This is a genomic window from Lachnotalea glycerini, from assembly GCF_003201285.1.
GTDB lineage: Bacteria > Bacillota > Clostridia > Lachnospirales > Lachnospiraceae > Lachnotalea > Lachnotalea glycerini.
Genome location: NZ_QICS01000004.1, coordinates 262867 through 282031, shown reverse-complemented (window position 1 = coordinate 282031; position 19165 = coordinate 262867). Strand labels below are relative to the sequence as shown.

Annotated in this window: 13 protein-coding genes; all 13 read right to left on the bottom strand. The window is 39.3% G+C overall.

The window, feature by feature from the left end; genetic code table 11:
• Nucleotides 1-5103: DUF6531 domain-containing protein (locus C8E03_RS10925; RefSeq protein ID WP_110291066.1), on the bottom strand; the 5103-nt coding region annotated here is incomplete at its 3' end.
• Between the two features lie 21 nt (nucleotides 5104-5124).
• Complete coding sequence (locus C8E03_RS10920; protein ID WP_094378449.1) at nucleotides 5125-5868, bottom strand: hypothetical protein; 744 nt, start codon at nucleotides 5866-5868, stop codon at nucleotides 5125-5127.
• Nucleotides 5869-6134: 266 nt separating this feature from the next.
• Entirely contained in the window at nucleotides 6135-6881 is a 747-nt protein-coding gene (locus C8E03_RS10915; RefSeq protein ID WP_110291064.1) for a polysaccharide deacetylase family protein, read from the bottom strand.
• Nucleotides 6882-7036: 155 nt separating this feature from the next.
• Nucleotides 7037-8362, bottom strand: a complete 1326-nt coding sequence (locus C8E03_RS10910) for a PAAR-like protein (RefSeq protein WP_110291063.1) — start codon at nucleotides 8360-8362, stop codon at nucleotides 7037-7039.
• Nucleotides 8363-8890 carry a hypothetical protein gene (locus C8E03_RS10905; protein ID WP_110291062.1) on the bottom strand — a complete coding sequence of 176 codons (528 nt, stop codon included), beginning with the start codon at nucleotides 8888-8890 and terminating at the stop codon, nucleotides 8363-8365.
• Nucleotides 8891-8893: 3 nt separating this feature from the next.
• On the bottom strand, nucleotides 8894-9982 hold the full coding sequence (locus C8E03_RS10900) for a pentapeptide repeat-containing protein (protein ID WP_110291061.1): 1089 nt from the start codon (nucleotides 9980-9982) through the stop codon (nucleotides 8894-8896).
• A 12-nt stretch (nucleotides 9983-9994) separates the two neighbouring features.
• Nucleotides 9995-11434, bottom strand: a complete 1440-nt coding sequence (locus C8E03_RS10895) for a hypothetical protein (RefSeq protein WP_110291060.1) — start codon at nucleotides 11432-11434, stop codon at nucleotides 9995-9997.
• The gene (locus tag C8E03_RS10890; RefSeq protein ID WP_110291059.1) at nucleotides 11434-12066 is read right to left on the bottom strand and encodes a hypothetical protein; all 633 of its coding nucleotides are present in this window, start codon (nucleotides 12064-12066) and stop codon (nucleotides 11434-11436) included. Before C8E03_RS10890 ends, C8E03_RS10895 begins: the two co-directional genes overlap by 1 nt.
• 386 nt (nucleotides 12067-12452) lie before the next feature.
• Nucleotides 12453-14489 carry a beta-galactosidase gene (locus C8E03_RS10885; RefSeq protein ID WP_094378456.1) on the bottom strand — a complete coding sequence of 679 codons (2037 nt, stop codon included), beginning with the start codon at nucleotides 14487-14489 and terminating at the stop codon, nucleotides 12453-12455.
• Between the two features lie 31 nt (nucleotides 14490-14520).
• A complete protein-coding gene (locus C8E03_RS10880) occupies nucleotides 14521-15537 on the bottom strand; it encodes a LacI family DNA-binding transcriptional regulator (protein WP_094378457.1) in 1017 nt (338 codons plus the stop codon).
• 107 nt (nucleotides 15538-15644) lie between these two features.
• On the bottom strand, nucleotides 15645-17255 hold the full coding sequence (locus C8E03_RS10875) for an ABC transporter substrate-binding protein (protein WP_094378458.1): 1611 nt from the start codon (nucleotides 17253-17255) through the stop codon (nucleotides 15645-15647).
• A gap of 81 nt (nucleotides 17256-17336) precedes the next feature.
• Nucleotides 17337-18230 carry a carbohydrate ABC transporter permease gene (locus tag C8E03_RS10870; RefSeq protein ID WP_110291058.1) on the bottom strand — a complete coding sequence of 298 codons (894 nt, stop codon included), beginning with the start codon at nucleotides 18228-18230 and terminating at the stop codon, nucleotides 17337-17339.
• A gap of 11 nt (nucleotides 18231-18241) precedes the next feature.
• Nucleotides 18242-19153: an ABC transporter permease gene (locus tag C8E03_RS10865; protein WP_094378460.1), complete on the bottom strand. Its 912-nt coding sequence runs from the start codon at nucleotides 19151-19153 to the stop codon at nucleotides 18242-18244.
• Nucleotides 19154-19165: the final 12 nt, after the last annotated feature.

Here is a 19165-nt window from a genome sequence, read left to right as displayed (position 1 = left end):
ACTTAAGAGCTGTCCTTTGGCATCATATGTATAGATGGTTCCTGCTCCTGCCTCTTTTTCGGCTTCATATTCCTTAGGACGGATAACCTTAACGAGCTGCCCATCGGTATCATAGAACTGTCTGGTTACCCCTCCATCCCGCTCGGTACGGCGGATTTCGCGGTTTAGCAGGTCGTATTCGATTTTGGTTTTACGTCCCTGATTATCGGTTATCTCTATGAGATTTCCGGCTTTATCATACGCAAAATGGGTGGTATTGTGTATTTTGCTTTTCTTCTCTTTGTGTGTTTCTTCGATTAAGCGGTCGGCTGCATCGTATTCCCGAAGAATTTCTCCGCCCGAGGGCAGTTGAATGCGGGTTTGATTACCGTTTTTATCGTATTCATAACGTACCGATACGGCTTCTTTTCCACAGCCTGATAAATCGGCACGTTTCAGCACCCGAATCAAACGGCCTCCCTCATCATAAAAGTAGCGCATGATCTGTTCGGTGCTTTGATTGATTCTTCGCTTTTCCAGCGTTCTTCTGCCTTTTTTGTCATAAGCGTATTGCAGCACGGCTCCGGTGCAGTCGCTGACTTTTATCAAACGATCCTGCTTATCGTATCCGTAGGAAATGATGTGGGTTTCTCCCTCCTGGCTTTCCTTGGTCTGGTAATCGCGGTAGCGTTTTTCTTTGATTAAGTTTCCTGCCAGATCGTATTCGTATTGGATGAACTGATACCATACCGTTTCGTCCCGGTATTCCATGGGAGTGCGGCTTTGTGTCAGCCAGCCAAGGCTGTTATAGGAATATAATTCTCCAATCGTTTCGGTTGTCTCTTTGGCGTTGCCTTCTTTGGTATCGTTTCCTTGTGTGTTGTCTCTTTGCGTATTCACTGCAAGGCAGTTTTTTCCATGAACTGCTTTGACCAGATTTCCGGCTAAGTCATAGGTGTACTGGTAGAGGATTTCTCCCTCTGGTCCTGCGATCTGAATCAATCGGTTAGTGCTGTCGTATTGGTATTGATAACCTGGACCATTATCGGTCTTTTCCTCATACTGTGTCGGATTGCATACCTTTTTGATGTTTCCGTTTGCATCGTACCAGATGCGCCGGATTCCTCCGTCCGGGTACTCGATTTTGTATTTATGGTCACCAGAATCGTAATGGTTTTGGATGCCTTCTCCGTCCTTGTCTTCTTTTTGGTAGGCATTGGGATGAATTTCTTTGACCGGGTTTCCCTCTCCGTCTAAAAGCAGGGCGTACACGCCTCCCACCGCATCGATGTGCATGGTCTGATGGTGAAATGCATCGTATTGGTAACGATCCCCGGATTCAGCCCCCATTGTTTCTTTGTAAAGATTGGGAGACACCACCTGCACCAAGTCAAGCACTCCGTCGTAGACATAACGGCTTGTATGTCCGAGTGGATTGGTTGCTTGACATAAAAGGTCATAATGATTGTAGGCGTATCGGCTGGTTCCGTCTGCGTCTGTACGGGTCATTAAGCGCCCTGCCGCATCATAGGTGTAGCTGGTTTTCTCTCCATTTGCATTCACATAGATCTGCTCTTCACCAAAGAGATGACCGTATTCATAGCTTTCCCGATTGCCGTTTGGATCTTCAAAAGAGGTGATTCTTCCATAGGCATCATAGGTAAAGTGGTAACTGCGGCTTCGATTGTCGTCCACCTTTTGGATTTCTTCTATCAGATTTCCTGCTAAGTCATAGGTATATCGACTGTCCATTTTGGCATTGTCCCATTTATGAATGCAGTTTCCGCTTTCATCGTATTCATAGTAAAGCGTAAGACCGGATGGCTCGCTGCGTCTGAGCAAATGACCGCTTTCATCGTATTCTTGTCTGGTTTCATTTTCGTTTCGGTCTTTTTCCCATACTCTGTTTTCCCATGCATCGTAACCGTATTCCTCAAAGGTACCATCTTCGTATTCGGTTTTGACAAGCTGTTTTAACAGGTTATAGTGATACTTAATCTCTTTCCCATTGTTCGGTGCCAGATAGGTATTGACTCGGTTATCTTCTTCATAGAGCAGGATGTATTCCTGACCGTTTGAAAGACTTTGCTTTGTCACGCGGCCTTTGTGGTCATATTCGTTGTGAACATAGGTGATGCCGTTGGCATCGGTAATCTCATTGACTCTTCCTCTGGTATCGTATCCGTAGGTTTCTGTTTTTTCATTAACCATGGTGACAGCGATCAGATAATCATCCTGATAACGGTATTCCACCGTTCGTCCAATACAGTCTTTCATACTGACCAGCTTATCTTTTTCCCAGGAAAGCATCAGGTATTGACCACTGGCAAAGCTGATTTTTGTCAAGGTATCTTGGTTATACTCATATCGCGTCTGATTGCCATTTCGGTCTGTGATGGAAAGAAGTCTGCCCTCCCTGTCATAGAACCAGCTCGTCTTTGCTGTTTGGTTGGTCAGACGATATCCTTCTCGTTCTTCAGTAAGGCAAAGACGCGTGGTTCCTCCTCTCCGATTTCGATAACCCTCTGCGGTTTTTAAAAAAGTCTCCGTATGCTGGTCTGGAAGTAGAATTTCTATCTTTTCGTCCTCGATATCGGCATGACTGAAAATGCTTAAGGTCCAGCCCTTTCCGACTGGGGAGTCTTCCTCTGACAGAAGGGATTCATACGTTCGCTCAATGGCCGTGGAGCCTGTGATGTCATTGATTAGCATATCACACTGTTCAATCAGATAACTTCCAGTTACCATGTCAATTGGCTCGCCGTTTTTACAACGGTTGGCCGAATATTCATCCAGCTTTGCCTTGGCATTTTTTTTGACGTTATTCACCGTGTCTTTGGCTTTTTGTATGTTCTGCTTTCTGGTTTCCTTTCGCTGTTGACGTTCTGCTTCTTTCTCTCCGCGGGTCTTAAACCGTTCTTTTCCATCCTCTCCTTTTGTCTTTGATTTCTCTACTTTTGATTTGGCAACGTTTGAGGATGCCTGAATGATACTCATCACATCCTGACGGCATTGTGGGTCATTCATGTCGAACGTGCCGTTACTAATGGCAGTTCCAATATCCCAGACAGCCATACCTGTGGTTAGAACCAAGTTTAGATTGCTTGCTCCACTGCTTAACATTTTTGCAACTTTTATTACGGTCCCAATTTTTTTAACTGTTTTTGCAAATTTTCCGGCAGTGACAGCTGCTTTTGCGGCACCGGCTACTGTATTGGCACCTGGAATTAAGGATAAAGCAGCGGTTCCTGCTGAAATAGCAGCACCCATATAGTCCCCTCTTGCCAGACTAATTCCTGCATTCACAAGATTTGCCGCTGTGGATACACCTGGGATTGGAAGAGCACCTACAATATCAAGCGCACACTGAGTGACATCCAATATCATATCCTTCCATGTATAGTTAGCATCCTCCAGATGTTCAAAGGTGGCACTGCGGTCTGTTCCAAGCTGCATATAGGCATTGGTACGAATCTGAATTACCCCTCCTGCAAAGGTGACACAAGTGGTTCCCACCTGCATAATCAATTTATCTAAAGATAGTATGCGGGCTGCTCCATCCTCAAATTCCAAAGCGGCTTCTGCTTCTGCCTCGCTTTCTGTTCCTGCACTGCCTCCGATGCGCCCGGTTAGCTCTTGTAACGTTCCTACCACCTGAAAGGGTGCTTCTATCGTCTGTATCACATTTTGCTTTAAAGCATTATAGCTTCTTGAAGCGAGCAGGGACATGGCATCAAATTCCATCGTTCCGCCATCTGATGTGTATTTCGTGTCTCCTTCTCCATACATCTGGTCAAATTGCTGTTTTAGTTCATCGATTCCACTATAGGTTCCATTTAAGGCCTGTATGTTTATTTTCTCATCCGCTTTTATGCTGATGTCTTTTGTGCTTTGTATTTCGATTCCTGTTTCATCATTGAAGGTGATTTTTGCCTGCTCTCCTCCGTTTCCGTCATATTCTGAGCGATTCCCGATAAAGTCTGCTTCTTTTTCTGCAAATTTCACCATCCGGTTATTGGCGGTCATCATCTTGTTTTTTGTATTGGAAAAGTCAGGGCTTTGATTCACATGGCGGCTTCCTAAGCATACGATTTTTTCACTGTCTCCGGTTTCATAGTAGACAAATACGGTATCTCCAATGTCTGGCATAGAATAAAAGTAGTTACTTACGGGGCTTGCATAGGGCATCCACCTTGGCGCATCGTTTGGTGTATGGAAATCTACTTTTACGTTCGTTCCATCGATTGCAGTTACGGTTCCTGTCAGGATACTGGAACGTTTTGTTGTCCCCTGAGAGCGGGAAACCTCTGGCATGACCCCTTCTGCATTAACTAAAGTAATCCGATTGACCAAAACTCCTTGGCTTGCTTTTATTTCGCTTTGGGTAACCGTTTGTGTCCTGCCCTCATAGTGAATCGCATATCCTGCTCCAATGGTAAGGTCGCAGATTGTTAGTGTAGTCTCTTCAAATTCAAAGACAGAGGCACTTTGACTAGCGCCTGCCTGAATGGCTCTTACCTTGTCCACATTTCTTCCTTTCGATAACGAAAGAATCGTTCCTGCTTCCTTTATGGTAAAAGGTTGATTCCCGACATGTATCTGGCATCCATTTGTCTTACTGTTAACAAATACTTGCTTTCCATACTGATTCGCAATTCTGCGGTTAAATACCCAATCTGTTTCTTCCTCCTGGGACAACATTTCCGGCACTGTCAAGTCGGAATCCACCTGTACCAATGTTTGATTACCAATTCCTTGATTCAGTATTCCTAGTAATGTCTTTCCTGTACTTTGAAAAGTCTTTGTTTTGCTTTGTTGATCCGTTTGTATGGATAAGGTCTTAGCTTGAACCTGTACTTCTGTATACTCTGTCTCCTTTTGCAGCTGAATTGCTGTACAGATTCCCGAAAAAATACATGCCCCTGTTTCATCCAGAACCTGTAGCTGACTGCCTTGATAGCGCAGTGCATCCGTAGACTCCATCTGTTTTTTGGAAAGAAAGCTCACCCTTAGAATGCCGTGTTCATTGGCCTTTTCTATGATGTGAATGTCCTTTATGTATCGTGCTTCCATTTCCGAAAGTAGCACAAGCTGCCCTAATCCAGTCATTTCCTCTTTTGCCATACATTCTCCCTCCTTGTATGTTTAATTCCTATGTCTTACCTTGTCAACTGCCACGAGTAAGACAACTGCCAGAACTAGAAATACTACTGCTGAAATTCCAACTCGAATCATAAATAAGGTAAACTCATGTTCTTCATTCCATTCATTATCGATTGCATACAGAACATAGTCAGGGTTAGCCCCATATTGGCTGCATATCTCGTTCAGATACGACCTTGTTTCCTTTCCTGTTGTTTTCCTTATTCCAAGTGGAAGTGTAACTGTCTCCCCTTTTTCGATTGCCTTTCTATAGGTATCACTAAATTGTGCCAGAATATAAGAATCATCTGGTAGCTGAATCAAATTATATTCGATATAATGGGACGCTGCCATAATAGCACTATCGGTAACTTCTGCTGCTTTTCTGCCTGTCGTGTACAACCTACCGCTGTTATTTCTTCCTTTCGTAATTTGATATGGATCCAGCCACGGCTTCAAGCCATATACCCCTGTCTTTATTACCTTTTGAGGGGTAACCGTGATATACTGTGAACCTGTCATTTCTTCAAATTCTTCACTTCCTGTAAGCCTTGGCACATCTTCTCCGGCCACTTTTCCTGTATAGGCACCGTTATCACCTGCTGGAATATCGGTCAGACTAACCGTCTTACTCTCCTTTTTCAGCCATCCCTCTGGATTTATCTTTGTAAAAAGAAAGAACGCTGCTATCAGACAGAATATTACAACAATAATTGGCAATATTCCTATTTTTCCCTTATCACTCATAAATACCTCCTCATTCATTTGGTCTTTTCCATTTTGATTTACTCCCTTGGTTGTTCTAAATTGCTTAACTTCTTCCAAACAGCATAAGTTATCTTGATTCTTTTGTTCCTCTTAATTCTCCTCTTCCAACTCATAATCTTCATTATGCTTCTTTCTTTTCCTGCAAAACTATGTTTAAAGTCATTCCGATGAATACTGTACTTCTTTTATTTGATAAAGAATTATTGACTGCTTTTTTTACATTAACGCAATTTCTTACGACTAAACTATTCAATTACTTTTTTGTTTTTTAAGTACTTTAAAATATCTTTAATCTCTATTTCAATCTCAAAATGGTCTCCAGCAGTATGTGCTGTAGCAAAACTGATTCCTAAATAATCCTCAGTAAGATAGCTAAAGCAATCTGAACCCAATTCATTATCCGCTTGCCTAAATACATTTATAAAATCATCATCATCATATTCCAATTTTTCTTTATATACAATTTCCAAATCTGGATTTTTGTTAATAAATAGACGTAACACTTCTCTAATCTCTTTAACAAACCCATAATCAACATTTATCATATCTCTAAGTTGTAGTCGGGTTCCTTTATTTAAATCAATATTAATCGTAGTGAGTATTGATCTTGAATAAGCAGAGTCTTTTACAAAAACATCGCCCGTATATTTCACGCTTAAGCAATTATTATTTTGATTTAAAATTTGATATTCTATAAACAACTTTATATCTTCTACACCATTTTCTTCAATAAACGGTTCACCCTGTAAGTCTAATTCTCTAAAGGCTTCTTTTTTCAACAAATCATTAATACGTTGTTGTATTTCAGCGTCTTTTAATCCCGAAATATTTGGATAAGAAACGTTCACATCATTTTTTGTGTATGTTAAACTTGATATATTATAAGTGTTATTAGCTTGAAACCGAGTTCTAGATGTCATATGTATACCAACATAAAACAATGCTAAAAAAAATAATATAACAATAAACACTTTTAATCTTTTTTTTCTCATTTCACTCCTCCCAAAATAATGTTTAATTAGGCGTTTTAGAGACGCGAAAGCGATAAACTTGTTTCGCAATTATCTACAATGTTTTATTGATAATTTCAGAATTCAAATTTATTTATCCCAACGACTATATCTTTTAATGTGAATTTTTATCATAACTATTCGTAAGCACTTAAAACTTCATTAAACCGTTCTTGTCTATCACTCCACTCTCCTGGATCCTTTTTTGAATCAGCATTACCCCTATTAATTGCATTGGATACTCGTTTATAAATCATAATATCGTCTAAATTATCATCATTTCCATCTTGAATAATTTTGTTAATTTCATTTTTATTCCAATAATATCCCGCCGCTTCCCAAGCATATTTTGTAATAATATAATCAGCTCCTCTTTTCATGATTTCTGCATCATAGCCATATTTTATTTCTATATGTTCAGAGAATTTCTGGTAATTATATCGACCAGTAAGTTGAATATATCCAGCACCTCTAAACTTGTATCCGTCACCTGTTTGTATATTTCCTAAATCTTTTCCGATAGATGTATTCGGCTCATACTTCTCACAATATTTTTTGACAGTTTCTGTGCCACACCAACCTGCCTCTGAAAGAGAAAGGCGTGATTCATGTATAGTCGCAGCTAAAAACATTTGAACTTCCTGTTTTGTTGTAATGTTATATTCTTGTAAAACTCTATTCAATTCAACAGCCATAGAATCAGTGACAGCATTTGCTTGAAAATGATTTGTATTTACTAATATTTCAGTTAATTGCTGAGTACTAATACTCCCCTCTGAACTCTCATTTATTTCATTTTCTTTAACCTCCTTATTCTTTGCCGCTATTGCCATTCCTGCCAATGCCGCTGCAACTCCTGCTGTTACTCCTTCCGCCATTTCTGCCTTAGTTTTCATCCCGGTTTCTGCCGTTTCGGATGCCGCTGCTACTAAAGGTACAGCATTCGGTTCAATTTCTACTACTTCCTCTTCCTGCTCGCTTTCCTCCTCTGAAGCCTCCTCTGCCTCAGGTACAATCGTAATAATTCCGCCAAACTTGCAGGCGCACTGGCTCTCCATCGTAAGAGCGGGGGCTCCGTCTATCATATGATCCCTGCTGGCAAAGATCCACGGCAGAGGGGTGTCCAGTTCACACTTATTTGATGCAAATACCGCCTTTACGTCAAGCACTGCCTTCGTTACGGTCTTTGCAACTGCTTTTCCTATCTTAGAAAAGAATCCGTCCCCTTCTTCTGTTTTATATTTTTCATCTGCCTGCTTTTTTGCTTCCTCGTAAATAAGCTTAGAATTACAGTCTCCAAAATGGGTCAGATTCACATTCTTTTCATGATCATTGGCATTTAGAACAGGCTGACCCTGATAGACAATTCCATGTCCGACATCGGTGTTGATATAGTTTTCCATTGATCCTTCGCTGCATTTTGCTCTCATACCATGCACTACATATTTTTGTCCATCCGCCATTTAGACCACCTTAACCCTTCGTAATCCAATTCCGTAAAGCCTCCTTCTAAGTATACTTTCTGCAACCGGGAGAGTGACAATCACTTTGTGCTCCAACAGTCCTGCTACACGGAAAATATTAAGTCCCCTTATCTTCTTTTTATCTAAAATCAATTCCTTTAACATTCCATTGCCATATTTTTGTGAGCTTTCATGCAGACAGTCAATAATAGGAAATCCTGCCACCCAGTACAGCGGACTTGTCGTATTCTCACTTGCCGTAGAAAAGAGCTGCACTCCTTTGTATTCCAGACTTCTGTCATATAATTCAAACAGTCTTTTTATTTCATTGGAAATAAGACAGGTGGGTTCCTTTAGAATATCACACATTTCCTCCGTCTCACGACCGCTGTAATAGGCAACTTTTAATTTATCAAGTACTTCAAAATCTCCTTTTGTCATGGCATAAGGATACTGGCTGCTGTCAAGTCCCATTAGCTCCACAGCATTTTCTACTTTTTCACTTTGAAATAATTCAAAATAGTCCATGCATTACTCCCCCTGTCCATTCAACCATAAAATTTCATCCTTCTCCAAAAAACCGGAATACTCTGTTCGTCCACCATCAATTGTTACTTGTTCCATGTCACATTCATTCGTAGAACAATATGACAGAATGCATTCTTTGAACTGGCTCTCCTTTAAATCACAGCGATAAAACTCCGCAGGCTCATAATATTGTGTCTCATCTTCTTTCGGTTCTTCCAGATCAAATACCACCTCATCCCAAACGCTGTTCTTTATGGTACAATCAAGGAATAGACATCCTATCATTTTCGTATTTTTAATAGTCATATTTTCAAAAACGCAGTTTGAAAACACGCAGTCGTTCATCACACAATCTTCTATAACAGAACATGTGAACGTACAATCCATGAATCTCGCACTATTCATTTTCAGTCCGCTAAATCTCTTGTCCTGATAATAAAATGCAGCGAATCTGCGAAAAGACAACACCGTATTTTGCTCACAATTAAAGAGATCTACTTCTGGAAGAATGGCATATGTGGTTTTCTGCCAATCCATATACTCACCCATCGAAATCACAAAGCTTTCATCTTTCTTTATCTTTGCCATTTGTTTGTAATCCAAAATATCAGGGATAATGTAACGAAACCGGCTGGAAAAGTAATAAAGCAGGCTTCTAACCGCACGAAGCTTAAGTACCTCTAGTTCAGCCGGTCTGACAAAACGTCTGATACTCTCTGTTAATGTATATTCATAAAGCTCCTGAGTAAATTCCTCTACATAAGCATAAAGCCAGTCTGCAGAAAGTTCTTCAGTGAAAACACTTTCCGAAATAAGCCTTCCGCCTTCTCCATAGCTGTCAATGCGAAACTTAGGCTCTCCACATAGACCGGAGGTATACAAAAAGGAAATGTTTATCTCTGATACTTTTGGCGCTAGTCTCTCTTTTTGTAGGTTACAAAGCCCCAGAAAGTAATTTTTCATTTTATCGTTTAATTGTTCTATCGTCTCTTCCAACCGTTCCTCGAATGCTTCTATTGTCTTATTTGTCAGATTTAAAAATGCTTTGGGATAAAAGGTTTCCTCAAACATCTCAATGCAACTGTTTCCCATTATTTTATCCCCCTAATTAATCAATACCTGACTTGCAGCCAGCGTTGCTGAGTTTTGAGTCAGATCAAGATAAGCGCTTTCGGTTCCTATAATAATTTGGTTTTTCGCTACGATTTGCACCTCTGAGGAAGAGTTGATATTAATATTTGCATCGGAAGATATATTAATGTCTTTGTCTGAATGAATTTCTATGCCCTTTTCATCGGTTAAATTGATATATATCTTTCCAGACTTTCCTATAATATACATACCCTCATCGGTAAGAAGTATTTCTTTTCCTCCAGGTGCCTTCCAGCTTTTATGCTTGGGATTGGTCGGTGGATTCGCGCAGACCGAGCTGGCTGCAAAGGCATCTCCTTCATTTCCTGACGGAAAAAATACCCGAACCTCATCTTTGATCTCCGGCATACAGTACCAGCCGCTTCCATCACTTGAGGAATATGCTGTGGAATAAGGAAACCACCAGCTTCCGCCTCCGTCATAACTGCTGTCGACATCCGTAAGGTGCACCTGTACCTTGTCCCCTGATACCGCCATCACTTTTCCCCGCATCATTTTCCCAGATGCTTGAGCATTGGGAGTAACCGGAGCCGCTATTCCTGCAAATCCTCCTGTTCCTGAACCGGCACTGGCTCCTGCACTGGCTGAGGCAGCCGAGCCACCTCCTGATAATAAGCCATAGCTCATCGTTAAGATTCCGTCTTTCAGGCAAGCTTTCACGCTCTTTATTCTTCCGCTCTTTTCTCCAAACGTAATCTGATCTCCCACGTATCCGTATTCGTAGCTCTCAATCTGTTCACTGCCAAAATCCTGTGCCAGTGCACCCGAACCCATCTGTGCATAAGCTCCGGTATCACTGCCGTAAGAATACGAAGTCTTTTTCACCGTAATCGTCTTACTTGCCGGAGGCAAGCCAATATAAATCTGTGGTCGGGGAGAGGATAAATTGGAAACCAAAGGGGCATTTAATTTGGCAGCCATGCGCATTGCAAATTGCCAATCCGTTTCATTATATTTCATGATGAGTGCACCGATTGCCTTATCTGATACCATCATATGTAAATCACCTTTGTCGGAAATATCGGCTGAGATAATTTGTCCATAGGTTTTCGCCGTATTTTGATAAGTCTTATTCTTTTTCTCCATATCCAGTATTCTGCTCATGGAGTATAACTGTAAGGTCACCTTGCTGTACTCTGTTTCCTGTTGCAAGGAAACGTTGCGAACGCAGCCAAAAAAGAGATTTGTGGGCTGACCCTCTGCTTTTGAAGTGATAGACACCATCATCTTTTCATCCACTCGCTTTAAAAAATCCTGTGCCGTTGATGAATCTAGTTCACCAACTACTTCTGCATAGCCATGATCGTTTGGTGCATGGCTGATGAGAAGCTGTTCAATTTTTTGAAAGGGAAATCCATCCACAGTGATATCTGCATAAGAAATTGTATTCATTATTCATTCTCCTCCCCAGAATCTTCTATAAATCGGAATGACTCTAACATCTCTTTCGCAATTGTCTTATACCGATTTAAATATTTATAATTAAAGTTAATAAATCCAATCAATACTTTACCATTTAAGGAGCTGTAAAACATGACATTATAAATGGCATCCGTTACCGTATGAGAAACCAGTTCCATGCTTGAAACGATATGGTTTCCTTTCTTTTTTACCTTTTCGGAATAAATCGTTACTTTAGGTCCTGATTTTTCCAAAATCATTTTTGCTATCTTGTTAAAGTCTCCCATATATTCATTTGGTACTTCGTTGGAAGTAAAATGAAAGCCAATGGAGAAGTTCAGGTATGTGTTACCATACACTACATCCGGCTTGTTCCCAAGGAGGTACACTGCATTGATTTCCTCTTGTGTGAATTCTTCAAAATCCTCTGGCATCCAGATCGCTATCTTATCGTCTAAGAGCGTTCTTTCTGCAAAGCCCACCGGAATTTTATGTATCTCAACCATACCGTCAAAGATTGAACTTTGGTTCTCTATTTCAATCGTCTCCTCGCTAAATCTCTGCTTTTCAAATTCCTCCATCATTTGCTTTTGTTTTAAAATTTTCTCATCTACATGCTCCATATTAATCTTCTCTCCTCCTTTTTAATGAATTAGTAACAATGGTTAATCTCTTAATACAAATAAACTGTTAATTTTTACCAATACTTATCTTAATATAATACGACAAAATCCGAGTCAAGTCTATATTGTTAAACAACTTTTTTTACCAATTATATACTATTTTTGCCAAAAAGTATTCATTATTTGTCAGCATAGGAACAAAGTACTGCACTTTGTTACACCTCTTTACAGAGTGTTTTTTATATTCCAAAAACCCAAGAGAATTTATCAAGGTATAAAACAACCCTCCAAACTTCATGGGTTCGGAGGGTTAAAATTCTATTTTATGAATTACTTTTTCAGCTTTGCAGATAGATTCTTGATCCGTCTGTGAAGCTGTCAGATATCTATTGCTTCATCTTTTTTAAAACAACAGTTGCAAATCCAGCCAATTTCTGGGTATTTTCACCGTAAATAATCGTATATTCCTGTAACGGCAAAGTCATATCTACCGAATCTGGATTAAAGTTTTGTATGATTAGATAAATTGCTTCATCGGATTCTCTGGTGGTGACTTCTACACCTTTTGGAATATAAGAAAGAGGTTTTTCTAAATTTGCCTCTTTCTGTATTGCCTCCAATAAATCATCATAAAATGCCTGCTCCATATCCGCACAAATATAATATGCCTTTCCTTTCCCATATTGATTGCAAGTTAAAACAGGCAAACCTTTATAGAAATCTTTTTCGTAAGTCATAAGCACTTTAGCATCAGACACTTTCACCAATTCACACAGCTTTTGGCAAGTATAGCTCCTTTTAAAGGAAAGCGAATTTCCTTCGATTGGAAGTGCTGTGTTTTCTTCTTTGTCATATAATCCATCCATTTCCATTTGACGTAGTCCAAATACATCTGTCAGATTACCAGGTGTGCCTTTCAAGAAGCAGGCATCCGTTTCATCAACGATGCCCGACCAAAAGGTCATAACCGCTATACCTCCGTTTTCTACAAAGAATTTGATTTTATCTTCAATTCCTGCCCGAAACAGATAAAGCATGGGAATCAAAACAATACGATAATCCTCTAACGAATCTTCCATATCAATGACATCCAAGTCTATTCCCAGTCTTCTAAGTCCACCATAAAGCTTTTGTGCTGTTTCATTATATGGCAAGCCAACATTTCTTGGTCCTTGTGCGTCCATGAGCGCCCATCTGTTTTCTGTATCATATAAAATTGCAGCCTTTGGTTTTTGTATGGTTCCCGCAAGTTCAGACAGACCCGCAAGTGTTTCTCCCACTTGACAAACCTCACGATAAACTCTGGTGTCTTCTCCTGCGTAATGGTCAATTACTGCTCCGTGAAATTTTTCAGAAGCTCCTTGACTTTGCCTCATTTGAAAATACAGTACACTGTCAGAGCCATGTGCTATAGCCTGTAATGAAGCAGCATGAAGCATTCCGGGCTTTCTCAATTTGCTGACTTCTTGCCAGTTTGTAGAAGAGGGTGACGATTCCATTAATAAAAATGGCTTTTTGAGAAGCGTACGCATAAAATCATGCATAAATGCAGTTTCTAATGCTGTTTGAGGCTCTGGCTTGCTATGCCACTGCGGATAGCTGTCCCAAGATGCAATGTCAATTACCTCTTTGAATTTTCTATAATTTAGTCCATCATAATCTCCCATAAAATTAGTAGTAAACGGTTTTTGGCAGCCTGCGTCACGAATTGCTTTCTTCTCCTGTAGTGCAAAATCCACTGTTTGTGCTGTAACAAATCTTTTCCAATCCAAATTTAAAGCATGAAGATGCATTTCCCCGATTGAAGAGGGGCTTTCTATCTGCTCAAAGCATTGGTAGGTATGACTCCAGAAAGTGGTATTCCATCTGCGGTTTAGTTCCTCTATTGTACCATATCGTTTTTTCAACCAGCTTCGAAATTTTTCTTGACACAGCGGACAATGGCAATCTCCGCCATATTCATTTGAAAGATGAAAAAGCAAAACACCGGGGTGATTTCCCAATTCTTTTGCCAGAAAAAAATTTATTTCTCTTACCTTTTGGCGATAAGCAGGAGAAGTATAACAATGATTATGACGTCCTCCAAAAAGATTTCTTTCCCTTTTCTCATTTACTCGAAGCACCTCTGGATAGCACTTGGCAAGCCATTGTGGTCTTGCTCCAGAAGGTGTGCCAAGTATTGTATAAATTTCATTTTGATACATCCGATCAATGATATGTAACAGCCAGTCAATTTGATATTTCCCCTCTTCTGGTTCTAGCAAGCTCCATGAGAACATTCCCACTGTAACTACATTGATGTCTGCCTTTAAAAAAAGCTCCAAATCTCGTTCCAGAATTTCCGGAGAATCCAGCCATTGCTCTGGATTATAATCACCTCCATGCAATATTTTTTCAAGTCTGATTTCCCTATTTTTCTCCATCTTATTTCTCCGTTTTTCACAACTTCCTTGACTACATCGTAGAATCTTTGATTAAAACATGATAGCCAAGGATTAATTTATTGTAATCTGCATTTTTGTTTATGGCATCTAAAAGCTTCTTAGAAGCGACACCACCTATTTCTTTTACATCAAATTCCAGACAGGTGACAGCAGGATAACAACTTGCCAACAGCTTGCTTCCATAGCAAGAAGCAACCTTGATCTCTTTAGGAATCTTGATCTGATTCTTATGAAGCGCATTTAACACCTCCATACAGATATTATCATCAAGGCAAAGTATGCATTCCGCTTTTTTTTGCAGAATCTCCATCACATTTTTTTCCACGATCGATGGATAGACTGCTCCGGTATAAAGTAAATCCTCCTCCATGATAACTCCCGCCTCACGGTAGGCATCTCGTATGCCTTTTAATCGGCTCTGGGTTACAATATGCCCTTCGTCACCACAAATACATGCAATTCTCTTAATATTCATTCGAAGCAATACAAAAGCCAAATCTTTGCAGCCGCCCTCTTGGTCAAAATCAACCTGAATTACCTCTTTTTCCGGCCAGCTTCCAATGACCACAAAAGGAATCTTTTGGTTTTTTAAATAGCGTATTGCCGAATCTCCTTTTATTGTTCTGGAAAATACCACTCCGTCTATTTTATGCTGCTCTACCAACGCTTTTAATGCTTGTATATCCGAAGCAGTTGTCTTGGCCAGTAATACCCCATAATCAAACGCTGAAAAACAGTCATAAATACTTAACAAAATCTCTTGAAAATAAGGCAGTTGCGCATGTCCTTCTTCCCCTGGCAAAAGTACACAGATATTCTTCGACTTTTTATCTGACTTTTCATTAATATTTGGTATGTAATGATTCGTCTCCAAAAAGTCAAATACCTTATTCTGTGTTTCTAAGCTAACCCTGCCTTTACCAGAAATCGCTCTCGACACAGTCGTTGAAGATAATTTCAGCTTCTCTGCTATTTCTTGTATTGTAATTCGCTCATGTCCATTCTCTTGCCCATACTGGAATTTCATACCTACCTCCTGATCAATTCATGAATGCCAATCGTACTGTTAAACTTTATTGATAATTATACCTAATTTCTTCTTTAGAAGAAAGAGAATTTTGAATACCCTTTTGTTTATTGCAACCCATTACGCTGCAGATAGGAATTATATTGAGTTTTTAATTCCTCCGTAACCTTATCAATCCCTGCATCACTTAATTTTTTTTGAAAACTTGTAAATTCTGTTTCAGTATTATCTCCATAAATTCCAAGTGCAAAGCTTTGCTTGTATTCATCTATAATTGATTTAATTACAGTATATTCTATTTCTACATTCTTCGGATCAAAAGTAAATCCTGCAATCTGCGGATGATATTCATTTGCATCAATAATTTTAGAGATTGCAATTTGTCTTTCATCTAGTCCATCTTCATCCGGTTCATCCTGACGGTTGAGAGCCCACGCCCAGTTATTCCAACTGTAATTTTTGGCTTCATCTAAAACCTCTCGTGTCCCTTCCTCTGTTAATTTATAATGTGTTCCCTCGATTCCTCCAAGCAAAAGTCTGTTCAGGGAGACATCACTTTTTATATAATCTAATACCAGCGCCGCTCTTTGCTGATCCTCTGATTTTGTCGTAATAGCAATTGCATCTGTTGCGTAGCTGGCACGGCTTCTCGGTGCATTTGGTGTTAAATCGTAAACTGCATAAGTTCCGATATCTGCTGACTCAAGATTTTTCCCAGCCTGAAAAACTGTAGTGTTCCAAAGAAATGAACCGGAGGTTCCATTTTCAAAATAGGCCTGTGCATCTGTTGTATCATTGATTGCATCTGCTGACCAAATTCCTTTTTTTGCAAGCTCAGCCATTTTCATTGCATATTCCAAGTTTAAATCAGAGCCATAGAAATAAAAGATATCATCGGCTTTTGGTGCATCTTCTTTGCCGTTATGATAATACATCCAGTCATATCCTTCTGCCACATTTTGAATCCCCTTGGTCTGTAAAAACGTAGTAAGTAATTGCTCACGGTTTGCATTCGTATTTAAAGGCGTAACGCCTGTCTCTGATTTTATCGCTGCCAGTTCTTCTAAGTATTTCTGATAATTCTCCCAACTGTCTGGTACTGTAAGAGAGTATTGGTCAATTAAATCCTGACGTACGATTGCCATATTATACGCGGTAAAGGTAGCCTTAGCCTTTGGTACGGCATAGATTTTTCCATCAATTGAAATTTGATCCCAGCTTTCTTTGGGCTGCTCCTCGTAAGTATAAGGCATATTTTCTTTCAAGAAGTCCTCTGTCAACTCTAAAAATGCTCCTTTTGACGCCTCTTCATTATAATAACACCAAGCTGCGGTGTAGATGAGGTCAACCTGCTCTCCTCCTGAAAGCAAAAGTAAATACTTTGTAGTGTAATCACTCCAGTTCAAGAATTTAATTTCCACGGTTGTATTTAAATTAGGTTCAAAATAATCTTCATTTGCCTTATCCAGTACCTTTTGCATATCTGTTGGTTCATCCCCCAACACATACATGACAATCGTTTTTTGTTGAGATAAATCATATCCTTTTTCTGCATATGGACTGTCACTTTTCATTGTGAATGTACCTGTTCCATTTGTGCTGTTTCCAGATACATTGGCGGTTACCTCATTTGAATTTGAACTTCCACAGGCTGCCAGCATAAAAGCAGTAATACATGATAGAGCGAGTGTGAGTGCACGTCTTGCTTTCTTTTTCATTGTTATTTCCTCCTATTTTTCATCTATAATAAAATTAAAAACACTCCTTATTCTTCCTCTTGTAAGACTTCTAATTCTAAATTATCCTTTTACTGCACCAATTGTAAGCCCCTTTACAAAATATTTCTGCAAAAATGGATAAAGCAGCACAATAGGACCTGTAGCAATTACTGTCATTGCAAGTTTTAATCCCTCTGACGGAAGCTGCCCAACCTGCATTCCAGTCTGTGCAGCAACACGCTTTAATGCAGTTGTACTGTTTAAAATATTCTGTAATGTATACTGTAAATTCCAGTTGTCACTCGTACTCATAAATAGCATACAATGATACCAATCATTCCAGTATGCCAATGCAATAAACAAAGTTAATGTTGCAGCAAGCGGCTTTGCCATTGGCATAATTACCTTATAAAAAATTAAGAAGTCTCCTGCTCCGTCTATTTTAGCAGCTTCTGTCATTTCAAACGGAATTCCTTTCATAAAGCTCTTTGCAATAATCATATTCCAAATGGAGAACAGTCCCGGAATTATTAAAGAATAAATATGGTTGCTAAAAGCTAAATATTTAGTACAAAGCAAGTACCAAGGTACAAGACCACCATTAAACAAGGTCGTAAAGAAAAAGAAAAATGAAAATCCATTTCTCCACGGAAAATCCGGTCTTGCCAAAACATATCCTGCCATTGTTGTTAAAAAGATGGATAATATTGTGCCCACTACAGTTACAAAAATTGTTACTCCATACGCACCTATAATACTTTTGGGATCTTTTAATGCCATCTGATATGCTTCCAATGAAAATTCTTTGGCAGTAACAAAAAATTGATACCCCTCTGTAATGATTATATTTTCTTTTGTCATTGATCCTACTATAATCAAGTAAAATGGTATAATGCAGGCAATAGCAAAAATTCCAACTAGTATGTATGCCATAATCTGAAACACAATTGCGTCTTTTCCTTTTTTAATTTTCATTTTCCTGCCTCCTAAAACAAGGTGTAATCCGGATCAACTTTTTTTACAATATAGTTTGCCGCACAAATAGTTACAAAACATAACACTGACTGATACAAGCCGGCCGCCGCCGACATTCCAATATTTGGTGTAGTAATCAAGGAGCGGTAAACGTAGGTATCGATGACATCGGAAGATTGTAACAGCAGTTGGTTAGAACCTACCAACTGATAAAACATTCCAAAGTCTCCTCTAAATATATTTCCAATTGCCAGCAATGTCATAATGATGATAGTGGGTTTTAGACTAGGAATTGTAATATATCGTATTCTCTGCCATACACTTGCCCCATCAATTTGTGCCGCTTCTGTCATTTCCTGGCTGATTCCTGCAATTGCAGCTAAGTAAACAACTGTTCCATATCCTGTCTGCTTCCATAATTTCACCAAAACCATCACAATAGGCCATTGAGAAACATGCTGATAAATACTAAATTCTTCTATACCAAATGTTCCCAATATAGAATTTAGTACTCCATTTTCTCCGAAAATGTTCAACATAATAGTAGAAACCACTACCCATGATATAAAATAAGGTAGAAAAATAAAGCCCTGTGATACTTTTTTAAATACTTTTCCTGTTATTTCACTTAATATAATTGCAAACCCCACCTCAAATATAATTCCAAAGAAAATAAACGCAGTATTATAAAGCAAAGTATTTCTGGTAAGATCCCATATTTTTCCGGTTACAAACAAGTAACGAAAATTATCAAATCCTACCCACGGACTACCAAAAAAGCCACCATAATAATTGTAATTTTTAAACGCCACAATAATTCCAAACATAGGAATATAGCTAAACAGAACAACAAAAATAATAGGAGGAACCAACATGAGTAAAAGGGTTTTGTTTTTTGAAATACGTCTGGTTATGCTTTTCATCAATCTATCCTT

What these genes read in the sequence shown, in the direction of transcription:
- C8E03_RS10890 (WP_110291059.1), bottom strand. Translation starts at nt 12,066, where the DNA reads ATGGAGCATGTAGATGAGAAAATTTTAAAACAAAAGCAAATGATGGAG.
- C8E03_RS10865 (WP_094378460.1), bottom strand. Translation starts at nt 19,153, where the DNA reads ATGAAAAGCATAACCAGACGTATTTCAAAAAACAAAACCCTTTTACTC.
- C8E03_RS10895 (WP_110291060.1), bottom strand. Translation starts at nt 11,434, where the DNA reads ATGAATACAATTTCTTATGCAGATATCACTGTGGATGGATTTCCCTTT.
- C8E03_RS10920 (WP_094378449.1), bottom strand. Translation starts at nt 5,868, where the DNA reads ATGAGTGATAAGGGAAAAATAGGAATATTGCCAATTATTGTTGTAATA.
- C8E03_RS10875 (WP_094378458.1), bottom strand. Translation starts at nt 17,255, where the DNA reads ATGAAAAAGAAAGCAAGACGTGCACTCACACTCGCTCTATCATGTATT.
- C8E03_RS10880 (WP_094378457.1), bottom strand. Translation starts at nt 15,537, where the DNA reads ATGAAATTCCAGTATGGGCAAGAGAATGGACATGAGCGAATTACAATA.
- C8E03_RS10910 (WP_110291063.1), bottom strand. Translation starts at nt 8,362, where the DNA reads ATGGCGGATGGACAAAAATATGTAGTGCATGGTATGAGAGCAAAATGC.
- C8E03_RS10870 (WP_110291058.1), bottom strand. Translation starts at nt 18,230, where the DNA reads ATGAAAATTAAAAAAGGAAAAGACGCAATTGTGTTTCAGATTATGGCA.
- C8E03_RS10900 (WP_110291061.1), bottom strand. Translation starts at nt 9,982, where the DNA reads ATGGGAAACAGTTGCATTGAGATGTTTGAGGAAACCTTTTATCCCAAA.
- C8E03_RS10885 (WP_094378456.1), bottom strand. Translation starts at nt 14,489, where the DNA reads ATGGAGAAAAATAGGGAAATCAGACTTGAAAAAATATTGCATGGAGGT.
- C8E03_RS10905 (WP_110291062.1), bottom strand. Translation starts at nt 8,890, where the DNA reads ATGGACTATTTTGAATTATTTCAAAGTGAAAAAGTAGAAAATGCTGTG.
- C8E03_RS10915 (WP_110291064.1), bottom strand. Translation starts at nt 6,881, where the DNA reads ATGAGAAAAAAAAGATTAAAAGTGTTTATTGTTATATTATTTTTTTTA.